The sequence below is a fragment of the Marinobacter sp. CH_CUG1437-1 genome, from assembly GCF_037029655.1.
GTDB lineage: Bacteria > Pseudomonadota > Gammaproteobacteria > Pseudomonadales > Oleiphilaceae > Marinobacter > Marinobacter salsuginis.
Genome location: NZ_JAYMEW010000009.1, coordinates 43,349 through 65,781, shown reverse-complemented (window position 1 = coordinate 65,781; position 22,433 = coordinate 43,349). Strand labels below are relative to the sequence as shown.

Below are 22,433 nucleotides of genomic sequence, written 5' to 3'. Positions count from 1 at the left end.
ACACGGCTTCATGCTGGCAGACATTCTGATTACCATCCTGCTGATCGCATCCACCTTCTACATGACCATTGTGCTGCTCCGGTTCCTGCTGCAACTGGCCCGGGCAGACTTCTATAACCCGATCTCACAATTCGTGGTCAAGGCCACCAATCCGCCGCTGCGTCCGCTGCGCCGCTTCATTCCCGGCTGGGGCGGTGTGGATGGCGCTTCGCTAGTGCTTGCGGTCATCATCCAGGGCATCACTTTCTTCCTGATACTGGTTGCCCTGAATGGCGGCATCCCCGCCGTGAATCCGATCACTCTGCTCGTATGGGCCGTGCTGAACGTTCTTGACCTGATCGTAAAGATCTACTTCTGGTCAGTGATTGCGGTGGTGGTCGTCAGCTGGATAGCTCCCGGCAGCGGCCACCCGGCGATTCAGCTGGTCGCCCAGATCACGGAACCGGTGATGCGCCCAGTGCGCAATATCATGCCCTCCATGGGCGGTCTGGACCTGTCACCCATTATTGTGTTCCTGATTCTGAACGTAATTTCGGTGGTGATTGAGCATATGAAAATGGCCGCAGGCCTTGGCTCTATCGGGCTGGGTATGTAAACCCCGTCTCAAATATACACTTTGTAACACTTAGCCACGAAATCCATAATCTCCGGACTGCAACGTCAAGCCATTGATTTTGCAGTCCTTTATCTCAAAACCCTCCAACTGCCTCCAATCCTCTCCGTGCCGCTCTGCCGCAAACATAGATAGAACAGGATAGTATTAACGGTAATTAATCCGTCACCCGTGAGCACCCCGTTTGAACCGGGATACCCGGAAGTCGCGCAGAAGGAAAATCCGATGAACCAACAGGGAACTCTGTCGCAGCAGGTAGAGGCTTATCACAACTGGAAAAAAGAGCTGATCCGACAGATCGGCCGATACCGGTTGTGGCTGCAGGATAACAATCTGTTTTCCGACGATGTCAGCACCCGCATCCGCCATGGACTGGAACTGCTGATTGAGGATGAGCTTACCATTGCCTTTGTCGGCGAGTACTCCCGCGGGAAAACCGAGCTGATCAACGCCCTGTTCTTCTCGGAATATGGCCAGCGCATGCTGCCTTCGCAGGCAGGGCGTACGACCATGTGCCCCACCGAGCTGTTTTTTGATCGCAGCGCCAACGAGAACTACCTGCTCCTGCTGCCCATTGAAACCCGAAACGGAGACCTGTCCCTGCAGCAACTGCGCAAACAGCCGGAACGGTGGGTAAAGCATGAGCTTGATGAGCGCGACCCGGAAATCATGCGGGAAGTGCTGGCCGAAGTTGCCCGGGTGAAAAGCGTATCACCGGATGAAGCCCGGAAACTGGGCTTCGACGAGGATATGCTGGAGCACGACCGCAACAACCCCGGCAACGTCCTCGTGCCGGCCTGGCGTAATGCCCAGATCAGTATCCGTCACCCTCTGTTCGAACGCGGTTTGCGCATCCTCGACACTCCGGGCCTGAATGCCCTGGGTTCAGAGCCGGAACTGACCATCAGCATGCTGCCCCGGGCCCATGCCGTCATCTTTGTGCTCAGCGCCGACACCGGTGTGACCGCCAGCGATATGACCATCTGGAAGGAGCATATCGACACTCAACACGCCGATCACCGCGCCGGTCGTTTTGCCGTCCTGAACAAGATCGATGTGCTCTGGGACGACCTGCAGGGTGAACGCCACACCAACGAGGCAATCGAGCGGGTGCGTGGCTACACCGCCGATCACCTCGGCATGCGGCAGCATGATGTTATCCCCGTTTCCGCCAAACAGGGTCTGGTGGCCAGGGTCAGGAAAGACAGCGACCTGTTTGACCGATCCAATATCGGCCAGCTTGAGCAACTGATTATCCAGCGCATCCTGATGCACAAGGAACAGTTGATCACCCAGAGCCTGATCAACGACCTCCTGGGCATGCTCCAGAACAGCCAGGCAGCGATGCAGTACCGGCTGGAATCCCTGGAGGAAGAACTCCAGGCGTGCGCAGGCGTTACCATGGACAAGGCAGCGCTGGGCCGGCTGGCAGAGCGCGCCCAGAAAGACTACGACTTTTATTACAAGAAGCTGATTACACTGCGCTCCAGCCGGCGCCTGATGGACTCCCAGGGTGACTTGCTGAAGAAACTGGTCAGCGAAGACCGTTTCGAAGAACATGCTGAACGTGTCCGCACCAGTATGTCGAAAAGCTGGACCACCGCCGGCATGAACCGCGCCATGGACCAGTTCTTCGAATTGCTTGAAAGCGACCTGACAAACCTGTTGAGCGAAGGGCACCTGGCCGAGAAGATGGTTGGCGCCATTTACCGTCGCTACAACGAGGACAACCGGGCCCGTCATCTCGAGCCCATCCCGCTCCGCGCAGGGCGCCACGTCATCGCCATTCGTGAATTGCGCAAGAAGGCCCGACGCTTCCGTATCAGCCCGAAGAACCTTCTGACCGAACAGTCGGTTCTGGTTCGCCGTTTCTTCAACGTCATGGTGGGGGAAGCCCGCACCCTGCACGCTCGCGTTCGCCACGACGTTGAACGCTGGCCGTCAGAGGCACTCTTGCCGATCATGCAGTACTCCATGGAGCAGAAACAGCTGCTGGAGCACCAGATCCGGCGCCTTCGCGACATGGTGCGCAATGACCGGGACAGCCGAACCGAGCGCCAGCGCCTCACCAACACCATTGCTGATCTGCGCAAACAGCTGGAACTGGCCGATGCCATGCAGCGCCAGATTCGCAAACCGGCCCCTACCCTGATCCAGCAAAAAGTGGTGAATATCTCCGGGGCCGTCTGAGCCCCGCGATAGCAACTATTCAGGCGGTTGCAGCCATCACGCCCCGGCTTTAAACTGCTGGGCTGGCGATGGCTTTGCCATTGCGTTTCCAGACACTTACGGATCGAACCAGGAACCAATCGCGCCGATGCCTGATACCCTGCCTGCGGATTCTGTCGGGATTGTCACCCCGCAGACCTATCATTTCGACGCTCCCATCGATCTGGCCTGTGGTCAGACCCTGGAAAACTACGACCTGGTCGTGGAAACCTACGGCACCCTGAATGCCGATGCCAGCAACGCCGTTCTTATCTGCCATGCCTTGAGTGGCCACCATCATGCCGCCGGCTATCATTCCGCTGACGACCGGAAACCGGGCTGGTGGGACAGTTGCATTGGCCCAGGCAAACCGATCGATACCGACCGTTTTTTTGTTGTCAGCCTGAACAACCTGGGCGGCTGTCACGGCAGCACAGGGCCAAACAGTATCAACCCGGAAACCGGAAAACCTTTCGGCCCGGAGTTTCCGGTCATCACCGTGGGCGACTGGGTCAAGAGCCAGGCATTGCTGGCCGACCGGCTTGGCATTCAATGCTGGGCGGCGGTTGTTGGCGGCTCCCTCGGAGGCATGCAGGCCCTGCAGTGGAGCCTGGATTATCCCGACCGGCTGAGGCACGCCGTGGTGATTGCCTCCACGCCCAGACTCACGGCGCAGAATATTGCGTTCAATGAGGTGGCTCGCCAGGCCATCACCACCGACCGGGAGTTTCACGACGGTCGCTACTACGACTTTGAAACTGTTCCAAGGCGTGGCCTGATGCTGGCCCGGATGGTGGGGCACATCACCTACCTGTCAGATGCCTCCATGGGCGAAAAATTTGGCCGCGAGCTACGTGACCAGGCCTACAAGTTTGGTTACGACGCGGAATTTCAGGTGGAAAGCTACCTTCGTTACCAGGGCGAGCGGTTTTCAGAGTCTTTCGACGCCAATACCTATCTGCTGATGACCCGGGCGCTGGATTATTTTGACCCGGCCTACGAGTTTGGCGGTGATCTTTCGAAAGCACTGTCGGCAGCCAGTTGTGAATACCTGGTGTTGTCTTTCAGCACCGACTGGCGTTTCACACCCGCCCGCTCCGAGGAAATGGTCAACGCCATGATAGCCGCCCGCCGGAAGGTCAGCTACGCCGAGGTGGATGCTCCCTGGGGCCATGACGCGTTCCTGATTCCGACCCCGAGGTACACTGACATATTCAACGCCTACATGGACCGGGTTGCACGGGAGGTCGGCGCATGAGACCGGATCTCGAAATCATCCAGCAATGGGTTCAGCCGGGTCATCACGTCCTGGACCTGGGCTGCGGCGACGGCACCCTGCTCGACTTCCTCCAGAGGGAGCGCGGGGCCAGTGGCTTCGGCCTGGAAATCAACCCGGACCACATCACCACCTGTATGGGCCGGGGAGTGGCGGTCATCGAACAGAATCTGGACACTCAGGGGCTGGGCAACTTTGATGATGGCAGTTTCGATGTTGTTCTGATGACCCAGGCGCTCCAGGCGGTGCGGCGCCCCGACAAGGTGCTGGATGAGATGCTCCGGGTTGGCAAAGAAGGCATCGTTACCTTCCCGAACTTTGCCCACTGGCGGCTGCGTTGGGGACTGACTTTGAGCGGACGTATGCCCGAATCCGAAGCACTGCCGTATAAATGGTACAACACGCCCAACATAAGGCTGTGCACTTTCAAGGATTTTGAGGCCCTGTGCCGGCAGAAAGGCATCAGAATCAAAAGCCGGAGGGTGGTCGACGGCCAGCACCAAAACAGCTGGCTGGCGCGGCTGTGGCCGAATTTGTTGGGTGAAATCGCCATTTACCGAATCACACGGGAGACATAGCGATGATTGCGAAAACCTTCTCCACATTCCGTAAACTTCTGGGAATTGCTCTGATTGGCCTGTTCAGCCTGCAGGCACAGGCTGGCTCGAAAGATTTCGGGGAGTACACGGTGCTCTGGAGTGTCCTGCCCAGCACGTTCCTCGCCCCTGAAGTTGCCAAGGCGAACAATCTCCAACGCAGCAAGGGCATCGGCATCGTCAATATTTCCATCATGGAGGAAAACGAGGACGGATCCATGTCCCCGGTCAGTGGCCAGGTGGAAGGCAAGGTCACCAATGATGTCCAGCAGGTTCGTTTCTTGGCGTTCCGCCGCATCCAGGAAGGCGACTCTGTGTACTTTATCGCCGAGTACCAGTACTCCTCCGGTGAGCTGATGACCTTCAATGTCACGGCCCGTCCGACTGGACACCAGCAGGACCTGGCGGTGCGGTTTGCTCACACACTGTTCAGCGATTAATGCTATATGACCAACAGACTTGTCATCGCCAGCAACAACAAAGGGAAAATCGCCGAATTGACGGAGCTGCTGTCGCCTCTGGGCATGACGCCGGTTGCCCAGGGCGACCTGGGTGTCGACGAAACCGAGGAGCCGGCGGTTACCTTTGTTGAAAACGCCATCCTCAAGGCCCGCCACGCCGCTCGGGAAACCGGCCTTCCGGCCCTGGCAGACGACAGCGGCCTGGCTGTGGATGCCCTGGGAGGCCGTCCCGGGGTGCGTTCCGCCCGCTTTGCCGGCGCGGATGCGACCGATCAGGACAACGTAAACGCCCTGCTGGACGCCATGGCCGACGTGCCAGACGACCAGAGGAACGCCCAGTTTCATTGCGTACTGGTATACCTGCGTCACGCCGATGACCCCACGCCCATCATCTGCCATGGCCGCTGGCCGGGCTCGATCCTCAGATCACCCCGAGGCAGCGGCGGCTTTGGTTATGACCCGGTGTTCCTCGCACCGGAGCATGGCTGCAGTGCAGCCGAACTGTCCCGATCCGAGAAAAGCAGCATCAGCCACCGCGGACGAGCCCTGACGATTCTGCTGGATCAGCTCAAGGCCGAGGCCTGAGACAGTTGAGCAATACCAACCCCGGGGAAGATCAGCAGCCAACTGCGGTCAGGCCGCCCCTGAGCCTTTATATCCACGTGCCGTGGTGCATGCGAAAGTGCCCATACTGCGATTTCAATTCCCATGCCTTTACCGGGACCATACCCGAGTCTGCCTATCTGGAGGCCCTGCTCGAAGATCTCGACCAGGATCTGGCTTTTGCCGCCGAGCGACCGATAGAAACCGTGTTCATTGGCGGTGGCACCCCGTCCCTGATGAGCGGCGAATTCTACGACCGCCTGTTCCGGGAACTACGGGCAAGACTTGCCTTCAAGGCGGATGCCGAAATCACCCTGGAAGCCAACCCGGGCACTCTTGAAGCCGGCCGCTTCGAAGCGTTTCGAGAAGCGGGCATAAACCGTCTCTCCATCGGAGTCCAGAGCTTCAACCCCGACCATCTCAGAAACCTCGGGCGCATTCACGACACCGATGCCGCCCATCGGGCGATAGACGCGGCACGGCGGGCCGGCTTCGACAATTTCAACATCGACCTGATGCATGGTTTGCCGGGACAGACCCCGGAGCAGGCCCTGGACGATATCCTAACTGCTTTGCAGTATGAGCCACCCCACCTGTCCTGGTACCAGTTGACCCTGGAACCCAACACCGAGTTCTACAGCCGGCCTCCGGACCTGCCCGACGACGACCACCTGTGGGACATCTATCGCCAGGGGGCTGAGCTGCTGCACAAACGGGGATACCAGGATTACGAAGTCTCGGCCTGGAGCCTTCGCGGAAAAGCCTCTCGCCATAACCTAAACTACTGGACCTTCGGGGACTATCTGGCCCTGGGGGCCGGCGCCCATGGCAAGATAAGCCTCGCCGACGGCAGTATCCGGCGATACTGGAAGACACGCCAGCCGGACGCCTATCTGAACCGGATCGGCAGCCGCACTGCCGGCACCGATCTCATCGCCAGGGAAGATCTGCCTCTGGAATTCATGATGAATGCCCTGAGGCTGAAAGAAGGAGTGGATGAAAGCCTTTTTTCCGGGCGAACGGGTTTACCGCTGAGCATAGTTGGGGTAAAACTTGACCAACTGCGAAATGAAAAGCTGCTGGTAAGCGATCGGCTGCAGGCAACGGACCTGGGCCAGCGATACCTGAACAGCCTGCTGGAGCGTTTTCTGTAATGGACCCTGCACACGGAGTGGCAGCCTTTCCGAAAAGCCTGAAAGCCAGCCTGTTGGTGGCTGCCGTGCTGCTGTTCGCCCTGCTGATAGTCAACCAGCCATTGCAGACCGCATCAGCACCCCAGGGCATCGTGAGCTACCAATTGGCCGGCACCGCAGATCAGGCCCACGCCATTTTTCGCAGCTGGGGCAGTGAGGGCGTTGCCTGGGCTAAGGTTTCATTGTGGCTGGACTTCCTCTTCATCCCCGCCTATATGCTCGCTCTGATCCATCTCACCCGACACTTTACCCGCGATCGCCCCGGCATTCGCGAACGCGTGGGAGCCCGCTGGGTAAGGGCCCTGTTTGCAACCGCCGGGCTGAGCGATGGCGCGGAAAACATCCTGTTGCTGAACAATTTCAACCCACCCACCGATGAGGTGAGCCTGTCTGCGACGCTGTGTGCGCTGATCAAGTTCACGGCGCTGACTCTTGGCATTGCAGGCCTGGTGATTATCCGGGCATCCCGGCGCCATCCGCTGGCGCACCACTGAAGCCCCGTTTACCGGACATCAGTTGGTCCGGTAGAACAACAGATCCCAGACTCCGTGACCCAGGGTTTCGCCACGCTTTTCAAACTTGGTAATAGGGCGGTCCTCAGGGCGCGGTGAATAACCACCGGACTCCTGGGTGTTGGCAAAGCCTTCGGACTCGTTCATTACCTCAAGCATGTGCTCCGCGTAGTTCTCCCAATCGGTCGCCAGGTGCAGGATGCCACCGACCCTTAGCTTGTGACGGACCCGCTGGACAAACTCGTGCTGGATCAGGCGGCGTTTGTGATGCTTTTTCTTGTGCCAGGGGTCCGGGAAGAACACCATCACGCGATCAAGACAGGCGTCCGGCAGGCAAAGATCAATGACATCGTTGGCATCGATACTGTATATCCGGACATTCTCAAGGCCCCGATCCTCGATCTCTTTGAGCAGCGCGCCGACACCGGGCTGATGAACTTCAACCCCGATAAAATCCTGCTCGGGAGCCGCTTCGGCCATCTCTGCCAGGGACCGTCCCATGCCAAAACCGATTTCCAGGTTAAGCATGTTGTCTCGGCCAAAAACCTCACGAGGGTCGATCATTCCGTTCTCGCGGGTCAGGCCGTACTTCGGCCAACTCCGTTCAAACGCCTTTTTCTGGCCTTCCGTCATGCGGCCCTGGCGCAAAACGAAGCTACGCACACCGCGACGGGTCGTGACCGGGGAATCGGCGGAATCTTTGGGATCTTGCGGTTCTTTCTGGTCTGTCATCTGCAATCCTTAACCGCAGGCAGCGGGTCTGTTTAACGGTATTTGCCAACAGTTTACCAGAGTGTCGTCGCTCAGGCGGATACCACCGAGTTGCGGCCCTGTTGTCGGTCCAGTTGCCGGTAACCCAGCGCTTCAACCAGATGGCTCTGGCCTAGCTCTTCACAGCCCTCCAGATCCGCAAGCGTTCTGGCAACCCGCAATATGCGGTGCAACGCCCGGGCAGAGAGGCCCAGCTTTTCCATCGCACCGGTGAGCAGTCGTTCACCGGTGCCATCGAGTCGGCATGCGGACTGCAGATCACGCCCGGACAGTGCGGCATTCAGGCAACCCCGCTCTGCTTGCCGGGCCCTCGCAGCCAGTACACGCTCCCGGACGGTGGCACTGGTTTCGCCGTCGCCGCCCTGCCGCATCAGTACGTCCCCACCCTGCACAGGCACTTCAACGTGGAGATCGAACCTGTCCAGAAGCGGCCCGGAGATTTTCGACCGGTACCGCGCGACCTGTTGTGGCGTACACTGACACTCAATGGTGGGATGACCGCTATAACCACAGGGACAAGGATTCATTGCACCCACCACCTGAAATCGGGCCGGAAAATTCACCTGCCGCGCCGCGCGACTGATCGAAATCTCGCCGGTTTCCATCGGTTCCCGCAACACCTCGAGCACTCGACGCTCGAATTCTGGCAACTCGTCGAGAAACAGTACGCCCCGATGCGCGAGGGAGATTTCACCGGGCCTCGGGCTGCTTCCACCGCCCACCAGAGCGACGGCCGATGCGGTGTGGTGAGGCGATCGGAACGGCGGCTCCCGCCAGCCCCCGGAGCGAATCGGAAGCCCGGCCACCGAATGGACGCTGGCCACTTCCATGGCCGCTGCATCCTCCAGCCCCGGAAGAATGCCGGGCAACCGACTGGCGAGCATACTCTTGCCGGTTCCCGGTGGACCGAAGAACAGAAGATTGTGGTTGCCAGCCGCAGCGACCTCCAGAGCCCTTCGGGGTACCCGCTGGCCACGCACATCCGACAGATCCGGCACCTCACCCTGAGTGGCCGGCGCCTGTTCCAGCGAGGATCGCGGCACTGGCACCAGGCGGGCGCGGCCACCCAAATGCTCGCACACCGCCAGCAGGTGGCCGGCCGCCAGAACGTCACCCTGGCTGGCCAGGGCCGCCTCCTCGGCATTGCCATGCGGAACCAGCAAACTCCGCTGATCTTGCCGGGCCGCCAGCACAGCCGGCAATACACCCTTGAGCGGCCTCAATGCACCATCAAGGGACAATTCGCCCAGAAATTCGCAATCGGAAAGACTCTCCACCGGGATCTGTCCCGAGGCTGCCAGAATGCCCAGAGCGATGGGCAAATCGAACCGACCTCCCTCCTTGGGAAGATCGGCAGGCGCAAGATTAATGGTTTTCAAGACTCCAAACAAAATCTGTCAGTAAAAACCAATCACTGTCATGCCCTGGTTTGACAAAGGGAGACCAAAACATAAATTAATCTCTAGCGTTAACTCACATATGGAGATTAATAAACTGGGTAACCCTGAAGGAAGAGTATCGTTGCTGCCACCATCATCAGTACCTCACACTTTTCACACCTGTATATAAAGTGGTGCTCCTAGAGGATACGCCCTAGGGCCTATGTTGACGATTGAGTCTGACCCCATATCAGGTACACCCAGAGTCGGAAAAATCCAGCTCCAACAGCAGGAGATTGAAGATGGGGTCACCAGAAGATTACATCACTTATTTACAAGATAAGTTCAGTTTACTCCTCACTCAATTCGCCAGCTCGATGCAAATGGCTCTTGCAGAAGCAGGCCGAGAGTAACGTGAAACGAAGATTCTAGTTGGAGACGCGGATAGCGAAAATCCTCACAGAGCTTGAGGCAGCCTCTTGTTCGTGGTGGCCAGTGGATAGTGCCGTCAAAGCCCTAGGTACTCTCAACTAAACCCTGCAACCTTAGGAACCTCCCATCACCAGCCAACTCCGAACTAGCCTCCTCGATTAAATCAAGTATTTGTGCGAGCTCATAAGGAGCGCGTCTCGTGTGTCGAGAGAAAAGCAATGCGAGCAGCTCTAATACCCCCTCCGGGTATTTCATAGTCAATGGTGCTCCTCGCGCAGCGCGGCTAAACGAATATAGCCAATGGCTTTCCCGCTCGACAGGGACGAGAAACTTTCGCAAAGTCCTAAGGGTAAGTAAGAAGCTGTCTCCTGTGCGCTCAAGAAGAGAAACCCAAGCCATCGTTAGGGTGGCTGTTTTTAAACGAACATCCCTGGGCCAAACATTTTCGATAAACGGGATGACACTTGTAGACCAAGCACCCTCAGACTCCACACCTACCCGGCGCAAGTGTTCAACAGCATCTTTTCGATTCTGATTTGTCATATTGCGTATGCAATGACGCGCCTCTTTTGGTTGCAAAAGAGCCTCTCCGCCGCTCCTCTTAATAGCCAAAGCTACCACCATCTGAGAGGCAATCCTGGTGGCACCATCTTCCCAATGCCAGGCGTAAATTCTGGGAAATAGATCTTGAAAGGTAGGCTTTAGCCGCATCATTAAATCACTATTAGGAATGTGAGCTGAGCTAAGAAAACCATGCCAACTAGCTGAGGAATGTGGATGCTCGAACTTCATGCGGGGCATAAGATGCTGAAAAACCCAAGCTGGCGAAAGAAGATAGAGTTGAGAAATACTATGAGCTAAAACCGCAGCTGCACTCTCACCACTTTTCGCTGGCGCATCAAGCAGCAATTCAAGGCGCTCACTAAACTCCTCGTGTATTCCCCCTTTCTCGAGCCGTTCTCTTGATGAAACAAAGCGGACAAGTGTTTGAGCGAGAATCCCAACAGGATGATTAGTCGCGTGAGAATGGGGGCTTTTGATTCTGTCGGTGTTATGACCAACACCCGGATCGTCTTGATTCTGAGCAGCTTCAAGAATCCCGTGCATTAAGTGGTCGAAAACCCTCAACATGCGATCTTCGCTGCTTCGAAATCCAAAACCAAACCATTTTTCCAACCATCGCGCAAATGGATCCTTAATTTCTACCACAAAATTTTCGGGCAGCCTTGCTAAACGTTCCGCTAGAACACCAGTCAGACGAAGAGACGCTGCCTCCGGCCAGTGCCTTAACAACGCAGCCCAAAGTAGTTTGGGGTAATTTCCGTTTTTAGACGCATGCGATAACGCAGCCAACGCTTTTCGAGGGTTTTCTTTTACCAGCCCATCAAATGGCCGTGGATCCAAACCTGAGAAATAGTCAGCGCGCTGCATCGATATAGCTCGGTCGGTGATAGCATTAATTGGCAGATCGCTGAGACTCTCGGTGCTTTCATCAGCCTCAACATTGATAGCAAGGAGCCCGTCGTAATTCGTCAGATTTTCCGCGAACGTTTCATCCCAATCAGGTATCTCAGCAATCTTTCGCCTAAAAGACTTCAGTATTATCTTTGGCAGAGCTTTTCCTTGAAGGAGTAACCACTGCAGATAGAGCAGGCCTCGATCCTTTTCCAGCCGCGAAGCATATCGATTTTCGTCGCCTCTAACCTCGTCTGGCCCTTGCAAAAGTAGTTGAGCAACCTCAGTACGCTGCTCTGAAGTAAAATCGTCCCAACGATCACCCAAATAAAAGAGCACTTCTCTACAGATGTCGTGCTCCCAGAAAATTCCGGAGGAAACGAATGCTGGCAATACTTCATATGACTCAGGAGCTGAAAACAAAGCGGGCTGATTGAGCGAGTAGGCTTTTAGTCGTCTGAAATAGTATGAGTATTCCGTGGGCCAGAGGAGCGACCTTGCTATCGCATTTCCAGGGAAAAGGGCGACCAACCTATCGAATAACTCAAGAAACCAGTAAAACGTTCCATGATCTTCGCGGAGCTCCCCTTCTACCTCCCTATTCGGGTAACACGTCGGATTCGAAAAAAAGATCTGCTTAGTCTCCTCCAACAAATTTTCTGCCATTCGCAAACTACCCTCGAGAATCTCAATGGTACTTATCAGTGACTCGTCTGGGATCGTTAGCTTTTCCCCATGCCATTCGGGGAATTTCACTTCCCACCTCGCTATGTCCGAGGGAGAGGTTTCATCCCAGGTCTGGAGTGGAGGAAGGTCATTTGGCAATGGTTTCTCACAGATAAGAATCGGTGCGACCACTTCCTGTAACAGCCTCAGTGAACTCAAAGACCAACCATCTCTTCGAATCTTGTCTTTGAGATCAAAACATCCTCTTCGCGTGCTCCAAGCCGCCCCCCTATCATCTGAAGCGCTTAGGAAAAACAGCTCCCAAAGCCTTCTTGCTTCACTATTGAGATCGTCATCTCTGGAGACCTTTTGCTTCAAAATCTCCATGAGTCTTGGGTTTACGTTATTCTGTCGAACCATCCACCAAAGGCAAACCGGGCTATTTGCTTGTTCGGCTATCCATCTCGCGAGGTTGAAGAGCCTAGGAGGCAACTCAGTCCATTGTTCAGGCCACGGTCTGGCTAAGTCGTAAGTACTGTGAGACGCAAAATCTCCACGACACCACTCAAGAACCCCACCATCGCCTGAACCTTCTTCTGTGTTCTCGTTGACAACGGTTTCATCGTCATCAAGGCCATAGTGCTCAGATGCCGTTACAGTGTTTCCTGATTTACTTACCCTGTACCGGCTGTCAAAGACACATAGCCACTCCGCTGGAGGCCCAGGGTCAGCTTTAGCAAAGGTTCGGGCTCCCGCCGCAGTGCGAACAAGATGAACTACCTGGCCTCGCTCGTAATCAGCCAACTCACGCGGGCCTCGCAATGCCATATCAACAACTCGAGACCGCCATAACTTGGGGTCATCCGCTCGCTCAGCCCAGGCTTCTAGCGATTGCCATAGGTCCGGGAAGTCGTTAAACGCGATGCCAGTCACTCCACGATCAAACCACTTATCGCAAACATCTTCCTGTGATCCTCGATCGAACGCATAAAGTCGTGAGCGATCAAATGAACCATCATGATTAAGCCCTTGTAAAAGATACTTAATCGGCGGATCTTCAGCTTGATACCCGACAAGGACGACGGTGTATTGATCTAACAGCGAACGCATAAATCTGGTAGCCCACGCCTCGGACAAGTACGCCCTCCCAAAATCGGAACTACTCAGTACATAGTCGTGCGTTCCTTCGCTCTCCCGCTGAAGACGGCCATGGAGGTAAGTTATCCCAGATACTGGAACCCCAACATTAATATCTGGAAAAGCGGGTGGCGTGTGAAACTCCAAAGGCTTGCCAACGGGGATCTGCTCGAAAAGTCGATCAAAATTAGTGGTTACGATTTGTGGATTGCGCTCTTGATCAGCAGACAGTCGAGAAATAATTTGGTGCTCTTCACTCACTTCACTGGGGGTACGATCAAGGAGCCGTGCAACAATGCTTCGAACTTCGTCTCGACCAAACTCCTGGTAGAGTAGTTGGAATATTTGATCGAGAGGAGCACTCTCTTTAAACGTACCGTCATTGCCCCACGTGTACTTTTCAGTCAGGGGACTGGTTTGAGCCGGATCAAAAAACTCAATTACTTGGCCAGTCAATTCGGAAAAGTTGGGCAGTCCCGCTCCCACGGATACGCCTGCACCGCAAAGGAAAACGACCCTGCCTTTATCTCTTTGCTCAAGTAACAGATCTGGAATGTTCGGACCATTTGGAAAAAAGCGCACACATCCTCCCTGAAGTCGTTTTGATCCACCCTAAAAACGAGAAGAACGCTCATGCTAGTGTTGGACTGGAGCCTACTCCAAACCCAAGGTCTCCAACGAAGGAGACTAGCACTAATTGAAACTCAGGCCTCTATGGAGCACCATTCATTTTTTGGGGCCCGGCGATTTCGCTGCATGAACTTACATCTATGATACAAGCTTGGTGTCTTTGATTTCCTTGGCAAACTTTGGGCGCGAGGGCTTGCCAAAAAGAAAAATCATTTCCTTGCTCCGCGCTCCCAAGCCCAAGCCAACGGACCCACATGTTTTGTTCCCCAAAAAGTGCGACCATTCGGTAAATTGCCCTTGGGAGATATCGGAACGAGCTATTTTCTGGTCGGTAAGGTCGCAAAGCGGATATTCAGACAGATAGACCAAGACTCTCCCTAGAAGAAATTCGGACTCTTTTTAGAAAGGTGCGCAGTAACGGGGTAGAACCCCTTTGTAGTGGTCAACTAATCCCGGACAGTATTTTAAGGTTTTCCTCTGCTGCAACGGGAGAAATGCCGCCGTTGAACGTATGAGGTCTTTGCTGGTTGTAGTAGTCCATCAGATAGCCACCAACATCTTTTTTGGCCTCAGGCAGATTTCGATATCCCAGGGCCGGTATCCATTCAGATTTCAGACTCCGGAACAGCCTCTCCATCGGTGCGTTGTCCCAGCAGTTGCCACGTCGGCTCATGCTTTGTGTCATTCGATAGCGCCAGAGCCGCTGACGGAACTTTCGACTGGCATACTGGCTTCCCTGGACGCCCTTCTAAGAGTCAAGCAGCAATTCTCGACTGGCCAATCTCACGTTGCCGGTGGCGTAAAAGATAGAACAGCTCTCGCGCTATGTAACGTTTTAGACAACGGATAGCTTCCAACTTTGAATGCCCTTCTGTTAGTCGTCTTGCAACGTACTCCTGGGTTTTAACATCAAGCCGAAGCCTGCCGATCGCAATTATGTGCAGTGCACTGTTGGCTGCGCGATCGCCTCCTCGGTTAAGCCTGTGGCGCTGCGTCTTTCCGGAAGATGCCGGTATGGGATTGACCCCGCAAAGCGCAGCAAAACTGGCTTCGGAGCCAAGTCGATCAGGGTTGTCACCTGCGGTAATCAACAGCTGCGCCGCCGACTCATAACCGACAGCTGTTCTTGCAACCAAGTCGGGCGCAAGTTCGTCCACGATGGCCTTGATCATGGTATCCAAGTCCGCGATCTCGTCATGTAGCTCTACATATCGGCGAGCGAGGGACTTCAGGGCTATCCGATAGGCCGTCATGACGTCTCGGTATCCGCCTAGATCGGGACGCGATGATGCCAACGTCCGGATAAGTTGCATGCGCGTCATGCTCCTGAGCTGGTCCCGTAACTCCTCCGGTGCGGAGACAATCTGGGTTTGAATCATCTGAAGCGCTACCCTGCGGGCTGCGATCGCTGTCTTTCGACAGACTTTCAGAACACGCAAGGATTCAACCATGCCGTCACGTGTCTTCGGTGTTACCGTACGAATGCCCGCAAAGGCCGCGTGCGCAGCATTCTCAGCATCAATGCTGTCGTCTTTGCCCCGCTTGCGGCGGACGGATTTATCGGGACTTGTAACCTCCAGAGTCGTGATGCTGGCCTGCTGTAAATAGCGCAACAGACCCGCGCCATAGGTTCCTGAGCATTCAATCCCTATTCTGGTGACGTCGCCAAAGCTGCGCATCCACGCCAACATGGTTTTATAACCATGGCGCGTCGCTGGAAAGGTGTTTGTTCCGAGAACCTGGTCATGACCATCAACCGCGGCAGCAACATGCAGATCTTTATGGGTATCAACACCACCGACAATCACCGGGCGAACATCCTGCTGTAAAGACATGACGAAGCTCCTGGCTATCTATTTGAAGATGGCTTCACCATGCACGATAGCCTGGACACGACAGTAACGAGACAGGCTGTCAGGCCCTTCTTGAGTCACATGCATCGGCGGGGTGAAACCCCTGCCGCTAGGTGTTCTCGGAATTCCGACAGGTCCAGGGAAAGACACATATCTGGGTCGATCGGAGTGCGGGTCAGGAAACCCGAGAACACTTGCGACACCCAGTATTTCAAGTTGAGCCAAAATCAGAAATACCCGGCACTGACAGTATTACTATCCGAGTGGAACATGACTTTTTCTGGTTGACCACGCTGTTCCCAGGAGTGGTCTAGAGCTTTGACCACCAAATCGGCATCGGGGCTGGATGACATCGCCCAACCAACGACGCGTCGGGCATATAAATCCAGAACGACAGCCAGATAACTCCACCGCTGGCCGCTCCATACGTGGGTGATGTCACCACACCACGCCTGATTCGGCCGGTCTACCGTAAACTCACGAGCCAGATGGTTCGGGATATCCGGTCGCTCAACGGTCGCCTGCTTGTAGGCGTGAGGACCCGGCTGCTTACAGATCAGCCCCAGCTCACTCATCAATCGTCGAACCTTGAAGCGCCCGATGACAACGCCGTCGTCATTGAGCATGCCCTTGATCGTTCTACTGCCGGCAGAGCTGCGGCTCTTGGTAAATAGGCGGTTTACCTGAGCCTTTAGGGCCAGACGCTCAACATCCACGTGCTTCCGCCGTTGGCGGTACTCGTAATAGCTGGAACGGCTTATATCAAACGCATTGCAGACCATTTCAACAGGCATTTGCTCACTCAACTGGTCTATCAGCGCGTACGATTCATGTCGTCCGACATCAAGAGAGCGGTGGTAGATTCAACCGGTCAGTGCAACATAATGCACACTGGTAACTATCGGGGCTTTCAGAATGTCGCAGCAAGTATTAAAGACCAGAGGGCTGACCTACCAGCAGAAGCAGGAGCTATGGGCTCGATGGAAGAAAGGACAGTCGCTTAGCGAGATTGGCAGAGCCCTTGGGAAGCATGCTGGATCGATTACTGGAATGCTCGCCATACATGGCGGCATTGCCCCTCTGAGACGTTCCAGGTCGGCGAGGGTGCTTAGTAGCTCTGAGCGCGAAGAGATTTCAAGAGGCATCTCAGCGGGACTGACATTGACTCAGATTGCCGACTCGATGGGACGGTCTGCCTCAACCATCAGTCGAGAGGTCAGTCGTAACGGAGGAAGAAGTCGGTACAGGGCGAACGTGGCAGATCGGCGTGCCTGGACCCAATCAAGACGTCCGAAAAAATGCCTTCTCGCATTGAATGAGCCCCTCCGTGCAGCCGTTGCCGAAAAGCTGAGCCTTGACTGGTCTCCAGAGCAAGTAGCAGGCTGGCTAAAACGCCAGTTCCCGGACGACAAGTCGATGCATGTGTCCCATGAAACGATTTACCGAAGTCTCTTTATTCAAGCCCGAGGTGTTCTGAAGAAGGAACTTATCAAACACCTCCGATCAAGACGCGGTATGCGTCGATCACGGCACAGAAGCTCTGAAGAGGCAGAATCCCGCACCAGCATCACAGATTTAGTTTCTATCCGTGCTCGGCCAAAAGAGGTTGAAGGCAGGGCTGTTCCTGGCCATTGGGAGGGAGACCTGATATCCGGATCCAAGAACTCACATATTGCGACGCTAGTAGAGCGGCAGTCCAGATTTACGATGCTCGTTCATGTCGGCGGAAAAGATACGGAAAGCGTTGTTTCGGCGCTTTGTCGGGAAGTCGGCCAACTCCCCGAGGAGTTGAAGAGAACCCTGACCTGGGATCGAGGAGGTGAGCTGGGTAACCACAGGAAATTTACGCTTGCGACCGACATGCAGGTTTATTTCTGTGACCCGCAGAGCCCCTGGCAAAGAGGCAGCAACGAGAACACCAATCGTCTGTTGCGCCAGTACTTCCCGAAGAAGACCGATTTATCGGGCTATTCCCAGAAGCAGTTAAATGAATTTGCAAGGAAGCTGAATGAACGACCGAGGAAAACACTCGACTACCTAACACCTGTGGAGAAGCTACAAAGTATATTTGCGTTGACCGGTTGAACTCATAGTAGCCTTTTTTAGTATGTCTTTCTCCTGCTCAAGGCGCTTGCAGCGGGCTTCCAGCTCCTGAATACGGCGCTGCTCCGGGGTTAACGCCTTGCCCTTCGGGGTGACACCGTCACGCTCCTCGGTCAGTTGGTTAACCCAGCGCCGGATAGCGCTTTCACCAATTCCCAGGGACACGCTCGTCTGGGGAATCGTGTAACCTTGATCCAGCACCAGGCTGGCTGCTTCCTGTTTGAACTCCGGAGAAAAAGAACGTCGCTTTCTGGTCATCAGACACCTCGTTTATGGTGGCGATATTACCACCTACGTTGGTGTCCGGAATCATTGAACCACTACACTTGGTGCATCTGTCACGATAAACGGTGGAAGACCAACTTGCCTCAGCCCATGCTTTGTGGATTGCCAACCTGTCCGAAAGGTAATGTGCTTTTCAAGCTGAATTCAGGTTCGTCTGTTGAAATGCCGCGTCGCTTGAAATCCATTTTTGAGCTATTTTGATTTGCGCACGAGATAGGTGGCGACCAAAATCATCCAACATCCAGAAACGGCGTTCATAGATGAAAGTTCTAATTGTCGAGGATAACGCGATACTCGCAGAAAAAATTTCTGGTTGGCTTGCGAAGGAACACTTTACTGTTGATGTAGCCAAAAACGGCGCAGAGGCCAATTCTTTCGTAGAAACATGCAGTTATCAGGCGATTATACTCGATATCGGACTGCCCGACCAGAACGGACTTTCCTTGATGCAGAAGTGGAGAAGCGGTGGCAAAGATGAGGCTATTCTTATTTTAACTGCTCGCTCCAACTGGACAGAGAGAGTTGAGGGCTTGAATGCCGGCGCAGACGATTATCTTCCAAAACCCTTCGAATTCGATGAACTAAAAGCTCGACTTAGCGCCATAATACGAAGAAAAGACGGGCGAGCAACTGATAAGATTATCGTGGATGGCTTTCAACTTAATGCAACCTATAGAACCCTAACAACTCCCGATCATAAAGAGTTCAGACTAACCGCAACGGAGTACCGCCTTTTACAATGCCTTCTTCGCTCTCCTGACAGAGTCTTCTCGCAGGACGAACTTGTTGAAGCACTCTATAATATCGAAAGGTGCCCAACCAGAAATGTCGTTCAAGTCTACATAGCTAGGCTCAGAAAGATACTCGGTAAAAAACGAATAAAAACATTGAGAGGACAAGGATATTTCTTTGCAAGAGATCCTCTTCAAAAAGGGGTTGAAGGTTAAATTATTTTACTGTGATTTAACCATTTTTCCTCAAGGGCCAAGGCTCGCCAGATAAATGCGCTGGCCCAAAGACCGGGCCAGCTTTCTCAATGTTTAACCGTTTCGGTGAAAAATACCAAATAGATTAAAAGGACTTAGTCCAGCCCAGCCAAAACTTCGGGTCGTCCGAATTGACCGAACCAAGTGCGTTACTTGAATCGATATCAGCGTACTCCAGATTAACACTAAAAGCTCCAAAGCTCTCCGCATCTTTGGTGATGTTGACAGCTGCATGTCCGTAGCTCGCCTCGCCAATAGACGCCTTGCTATCATCAGTGAAATCATAATAGCCAATCAAAACACCTGTGCTGAAATCGTCTTCCAGCGGCACATCAACAGATGCGTAATAATAGATATCGCCTTGAACGAACAGCCCATCGCCGCTTACGTCGCTGTTTGCTGTGTAAGCAACACCTATAGATGCAATGCTGTAATTCAACTCTCCGTATATTTCGCCAAAATCAATAGATTCAGGAGCATCAGGGTAAGAGTAATAAATGTACCCAACATCGTAACCAATATCCTCGATTGCACCGGAGAAGCCAGCATAAAGATCAAGCTCATAGCTCGTCCCATCGCCGAAATCCACATTGGAGCCCCAGCCGCCAAAATAAAGCCCCGACGCATGTTCGTAGTCAAGCCCGCCTTGCGTCGCCGTTGAGCCATCTGTTTGTGTCACACCACGAAATAAGTAGTTGCTTGTTACACCTAAATTTGCACTTACATTAGCGTTGGCAATTAACGGGACCGCTTGGAGGGTTACGAGCAAACCAACACTTAGCAAACAATCCTTAGTCGAGATACGTCTTTTCATCGTTTTCACCTTAAATTTTGACAGCTTAGTTATTCGCGCATCGAATAACGCATCTACAATGACTGCATATTTTGCGCCAACTTTTAGAGACTTAGTTTATGAGCAATTATTGTCAAATCAGGTCCATAGTTAATAAAATCCGTTGAATATTTAATCATTCAATGCAATGAACATTTTGCTTCATAGTTTCGCATTGCTCGACGATAGTGCACTCATTAATAATGCGCACCAAATAGGAACAAAAACTGAAATAAAAATATCACTAAAGTAGAATATTTTTAACGCAAAAATTCGAGATAAGATATGGTTCTATTAGGAAAATAGAGGTAGGTCTTAATTGGTCATGAATACTACTAAAAAAACTCTGAGTAAAGAATGCAAATTTCCAACTTTTTGCACTCTGTCTTTTTTTCGAAATTGATCAGCCTTAAAGCGCGACTTTCGCCGTTTTTGGAAAAATTAACAAAATCTATCATCAAACTAATCTTGGAGCCACGCAATTGCGCGCCTGGCTCCAAATAAACAACGATAAATGTTATTGCTTTGCCAAAAGATCCCCAATCAACTCTTTAATCAATCTATGTTCTTCCTTCAGTTTTTTGATGGTCTCGATCTCTTCCACACGATACTGGGAGGAACGTTCATCTATGCTCTTATTAGGATAGGTTCTTGCCTCGTTGTATCTGTCCGCTTGCCCTCCTGCGAGGGCTATTGAAGCACCACTTGCCAGGAAAGAAGCTACTAGAATCATGGATACTTTCTTCATAAAACGGCTCCGATATTTATTCCAATTAGACCGACAAAATTCAATGGCCTCGGATGATCAGTAGAACATCGAAACTTTAAACACACTTGAAAATCTATGGTGATGAAACGTTTTTTTAGCGTTTACCCCTAGCTCAAAAGCCATTCAGGTCGGCTTTGATGACACTAAACCTAATTTTTCAATGCCTGAGAAAATAAGACTAGGCCAGACCTATCTGAAGGCCAGAGCCGCCCTCCCTCAGGTTCGCACCCGTTGCGGCACGCTTCGATTCCAACTATGCTTTCGGACCGGAACACCTCTGTTTGCTTTCAACTGAACCCTTCCGCTCAATCGACAAAAGCACCCTCATGACAGCGCAGAAAAGCATCCGAAAAACTGCACTCCAATATGGCATGGTTTTTAGCATCCTGTATTTTCTGCTTATTTTTTTCTCACACACCTATGTGATAGAGGAGCTTTCGAACGAGTCCAGAAAACATCGTCTTGACAAAGAGGTGGAGAGTTTTCAAACCATCATTGCAAACGAAATGCCGACGGCCGACGAGATCGGAAGCATGATCGATCAATTCCAATTGCTACTGGAACACGCCCTCATTGTTGAAATGAAAGATGGAAGCGTCATTGCCAGTAACAACGTAAATCAAACGAAGTTGCGTATGATCTCAGAAAAGCCGGCGGGCTTTGTCGAAATATCCCACGGTGCGGATCGCCTTCTCGGATTAAAACGTGGTGTCGGAATTGATAGTTCGCTTTCGTCAATCACCATCTTGGAAATGGAAAGCGGACTAGCTGAGCGATCCAGTGGGGCTCACCTGACCTTGCTGGCTGCCTCCGCAATATTACTTGTTGTTCTCTTGGCTCTGGTAGGCACCACTACTTACCTGGCTTTGAAACCGATCGAACACATCAAGGAAGACATGAGGAGACTGCAATCTGGCAAACAACCTCGTTTGAATCCTGACGCACCAGAGGAGTTCAGTCCGCTGATCAAACAGTTCAATAACCTACTTGAACTAGCAAGTCGTCGCCTTGACCGCCATCGCCGCCTCAATTCCGATCTTTCTCACATGGTCAAGACCTCGATCTCTGCCAATCTCGCAATCTTGTCAGACACTGGTTCATTACCTCCGTCCCGCGACGACATAGAGTTCATGACCTCCAACCTAAAGGATCTAAGCCGGTCCTTGAACTACCGCATGAGCAAGGCAGATATCTCCGGCAGGCAGATGGGGCAAACATGTTTGCCGATTGAAATAGCGAACAACGTCATTTCTGTCATGGAAAAAATCTTTCCCGATAAGAGTTTCCGTATTAATACATCCTTGCCGAATAACTTCAGTTGGCCCATGGAGCGTCAGGACCTATCAGAGTTATTCGGTAACCTGCTCGAAAACGGCGGGAAGTGGAGTCAGGCTGAGATTGACGTTTCAATAAGCCAGACCGATTCCGGGCTAACGATAGAAGTTGCAGACGACGGCCCTGGGATTACTCCAGAAGCGGCCTCAAAAGTGATGGATAGAGGTTCCCGGCTTGACGAAACCGTTTCTGGATTTGGATTGGGACTGTCCATCGTGTCCGAAATACTAGAAGACAATTTCGGACGGATGAACATTGGCCCCTCAGAAACGGGGGGCGCCAGAATTACAGTTGTGCTTCCTTTCCCAGAGTAGAGCACAACCATAATTCCTCCGCCC

The 22,433-nt window shown here is 53.3% G+C and carries 17 protein-coding genes and 3 pseudogenes; 11 read left to right on the top strand and 9 right to left on the bottom strand.

The genetic code is table 11. The annotated features are described in order from the left end of the window. The first annotated feature begins 10 nt into the window (after window positions 1-10). The 8 genes from WA411_RS18005 (at window position 11) to WA411_RS17970 (ending at window position 7,444) form a co-directional block, all read left to right on the top strand. Window positions 11-595, top strand: a complete 585-nt coding sequence (locus tag WA411_RS18005; protein WP_064228405.1) for a YggT family protein — start codon at window positions 11-13, stop codon at window positions 593-595. Window positions 596-838: 243 nt separating this feature from the next. Then, complete coding sequence (locus tag WA411_RS18000) at window positions 839-2,803, top strand: dynamin family protein (RefSeq protein ID WP_136630823.1); 1,965 nt, start codon at window positions 839-841, stop codon at window positions 2,801-2,803. Between the two features lie 127 nt (window positions 2,804-2,930). Next, window positions 2,931-4,079, top strand: a complete 1,149-nt coding sequence (metX, locus tag WA411_RS17995) for a homoserine O-succinyltransferase MetX (RefSeq protein WP_069184765.1) — start codon at window positions 2,931-2,933, stop codon at window positions 4,077-4,079. Beyond that, entirely contained in the window at window positions 4,076-4,675 is a 600-nt protein-coding gene (gene metW, locus WA411_RS17990; RefSeq protein ID WP_069184764.1) for a methionine biosynthesis protein MetW, read from the top strand. Before metX ends, metW begins: the two co-directional genes overlap by 4 nt. A 2-nt stretch (window positions 4,676-4,677) precedes the next feature. Next, on the top strand, window positions 4,678-5,133 hold the full coding sequence (locus WA411_RS17985; RefSeq protein WP_136630826.1) for a DUF4426 domain-containing protein: 456 nt from the start codon (window positions 4,678-4,680) through the stop codon (window positions 5,131-5,133). A 6-nt stretch (window positions 5,134-5,139) separates the two neighbouring features. Continuing rightward, on the top strand, window positions 5,140-5,739 hold the full coding sequence (gene rdgB, locus WA411_RS17980) for an RdgB/HAM1 family non-canonical purine NTP pyrophosphatase (RefSeq protein WP_291910114.1): 600 nt from the start codon (window positions 5,140-5,142) through the stop codon (window positions 5,737-5,739). A 5-nt stretch (window positions 5,740-5,744) separates the two neighbouring features. Beyond that, complete coding sequence (hemW, locus tag WA411_RS17975) at window positions 5,745-6,911, top strand: radical SAM family heme chaperone HemW (RefSeq protein ID WP_291910116.1); 1,167 nt, start codon at window positions 5,745-5,747, stop codon at window positions 6,909-6,911. Then, entirely contained in the window at window positions 6,911-7,444 is a 534-nt protein-coding gene (locus WA411_RS17970) for a hypothetical protein (RefSeq protein WP_291910117.1), read from the top strand. Before hemW ends, WA411_RS17970 begins: the two co-directional genes overlap by 1 nt. An 18-nt stretch (window positions 7,445-7,462) precedes the next feature. On the opposite strand, the gene trmB is transcribed toward WA411_RS17970, so the two are convergent. From trmB to WA411_RS17940, 6 genes and pseudogenes are all read right to left on the bottom strand, one after another. Continuing rightward, on the bottom strand, window positions 7,463-8,194 hold the full coding sequence (trmB, locus tag WA411_RS17965; protein ID WP_136630829.1) for a tRNA (guanosine(46)-N7)-methyltransferase TrmB: 732 nt from the start codon (window positions 8,192-8,194) through the stop codon (window positions 7,463-7,465). Between the two features lie 71 nt (window positions 8,195-8,265). Then, window positions 8,266-9,612: a YifB family Mg chelatase-like AAA ATPase gene (locus tag WA411_RS17960; protein ID WP_418766816.1), complete on the bottom strand. Its 1,347-nt coding sequence runs from the start codon at window positions 9,610-9,612 to the stop codon at window positions 8,266-8,268. A 516-nt stretch (window positions 9,613-10,128) separates the two neighbouring features. After that, window positions 10,129-13,884 (bottom strand): SIR2 family protein, encoded by a 3,756-nt coding sequence (locus WA411_RS17955; protein WP_291910119.1) that lies wholly within the window; start codon window positions 13,882-13,884, stop codon window positions 10,129-10,131. A 490-nt stretch (window positions 13,885-14,374) separates the two neighbouring features. Then, window positions 14,375-14,671 (bottom strand): annotated as a pseudogene (locus tag WA411_RS17950) (integrase core domain-containing protein); the annotation flags it as partial. 16 nt (window positions 14,672-14,687) lie between these two features. After that, window positions 14,688-15,767 carry an IS110 family transposase gene (locus WA411_RS17945; protein ID WP_069185208.1) on the bottom strand — a complete coding sequence of 360 codons (1,080 nt, stop codon included), beginning with the start codon at window positions 15,765-15,767 and terminating at the stop codon, window positions 14,688-14,690. A gap of 275 nt (window positions 15,768-16,042) precedes the next feature. Continuing rightward, a pseudogene (locus tag WA411_RS17940) lies at window positions 16,043-16,642 on the bottom strand (IS3 family transposase); the annotation flags it as partial. A gap of 58 nt (window positions 16,643-16,700) precedes the next feature. Between WA411_RS17940 and WA411_RS17935 the strand changes: the two are divergent. Continuing rightward, on the top strand, window positions 16,701-17,870 hold the full coding sequence (locus tag WA411_RS17935) for an IS30 family transposase (protein ID WP_014575753.1): 1,170 nt from the start codon (window positions 16,701-16,703) through the stop codon (window positions 17,868-17,870). Here the strand turns inward: WA411_RS17935 and WA411_RS17930 are convergent. Further along, window positions 17,847-18,146: pseudogene (locus WA411_RS17930) on the bottom strand (transposase); the annotation flags it as partial. The gene WA411_RS17935 and the pseudogene WA411_RS17930 sit on opposite strands and share 24 nt — an antisense overlap. A gap of 287 nt (window positions 18,147-18,433) precedes the next feature. Here WA411_RS17930 and WA411_RS17925 point away from each other — a divergent pair. Beyond that, complete coding sequence (locus WA411_RS17925; RefSeq protein WP_014575751.1) at window positions 18,434-19,120, top strand: response regulator transcription factor; 687 nt, start codon at window positions 18,434-18,436, stop codon at window positions 19,118-19,120. 124 nt (window positions 19,121-19,244) lie between these two features. Here WA411_RS17925 and WA411_RS17920 read toward each other — a convergent pair whose 3' ends face one another. Both WA411_RS17920 and WA411_RS17915 read right to left on the bottom strand, forming a co-directional pair. Continuing rightward, a complete protein-coding gene (locus WA411_RS17920; RefSeq protein WP_041644866.1) occupies window positions 19,245-19,973 on the bottom strand; it encodes a TorF family putative porin in 729 nt (242 codons plus the stop codon). Window positions 19,974-20,508: 535 nt separating this feature from the next. Beyond that, window positions 20,509-20,739: a hypothetical protein gene (locus tag WA411_RS17915; RefSeq protein WP_014575748.1), complete on the bottom strand. Its 231-nt coding sequence runs from the start codon at window positions 20,737-20,739 to the stop codon at window positions 20,509-20,511. Window positions 20,740-21,086: 347 nt separating this feature from the next. Here WA411_RS17915 and WA411_RS17910 point away from each other — a divergent pair, with 347 nt between their 5' ends. Further along, on the top strand, window positions 21,087-22,409 hold the full coding sequence (locus WA411_RS17910; RefSeq protein ID WP_041646046.1) for a sensor histidine kinase: 1,323 nt from the start codon (window positions 21,087-21,089) through the stop codon (window positions 22,407-22,409). The last annotated feature ends 24 nt before the right edge of the window (window positions 22,410-22,433 follow it).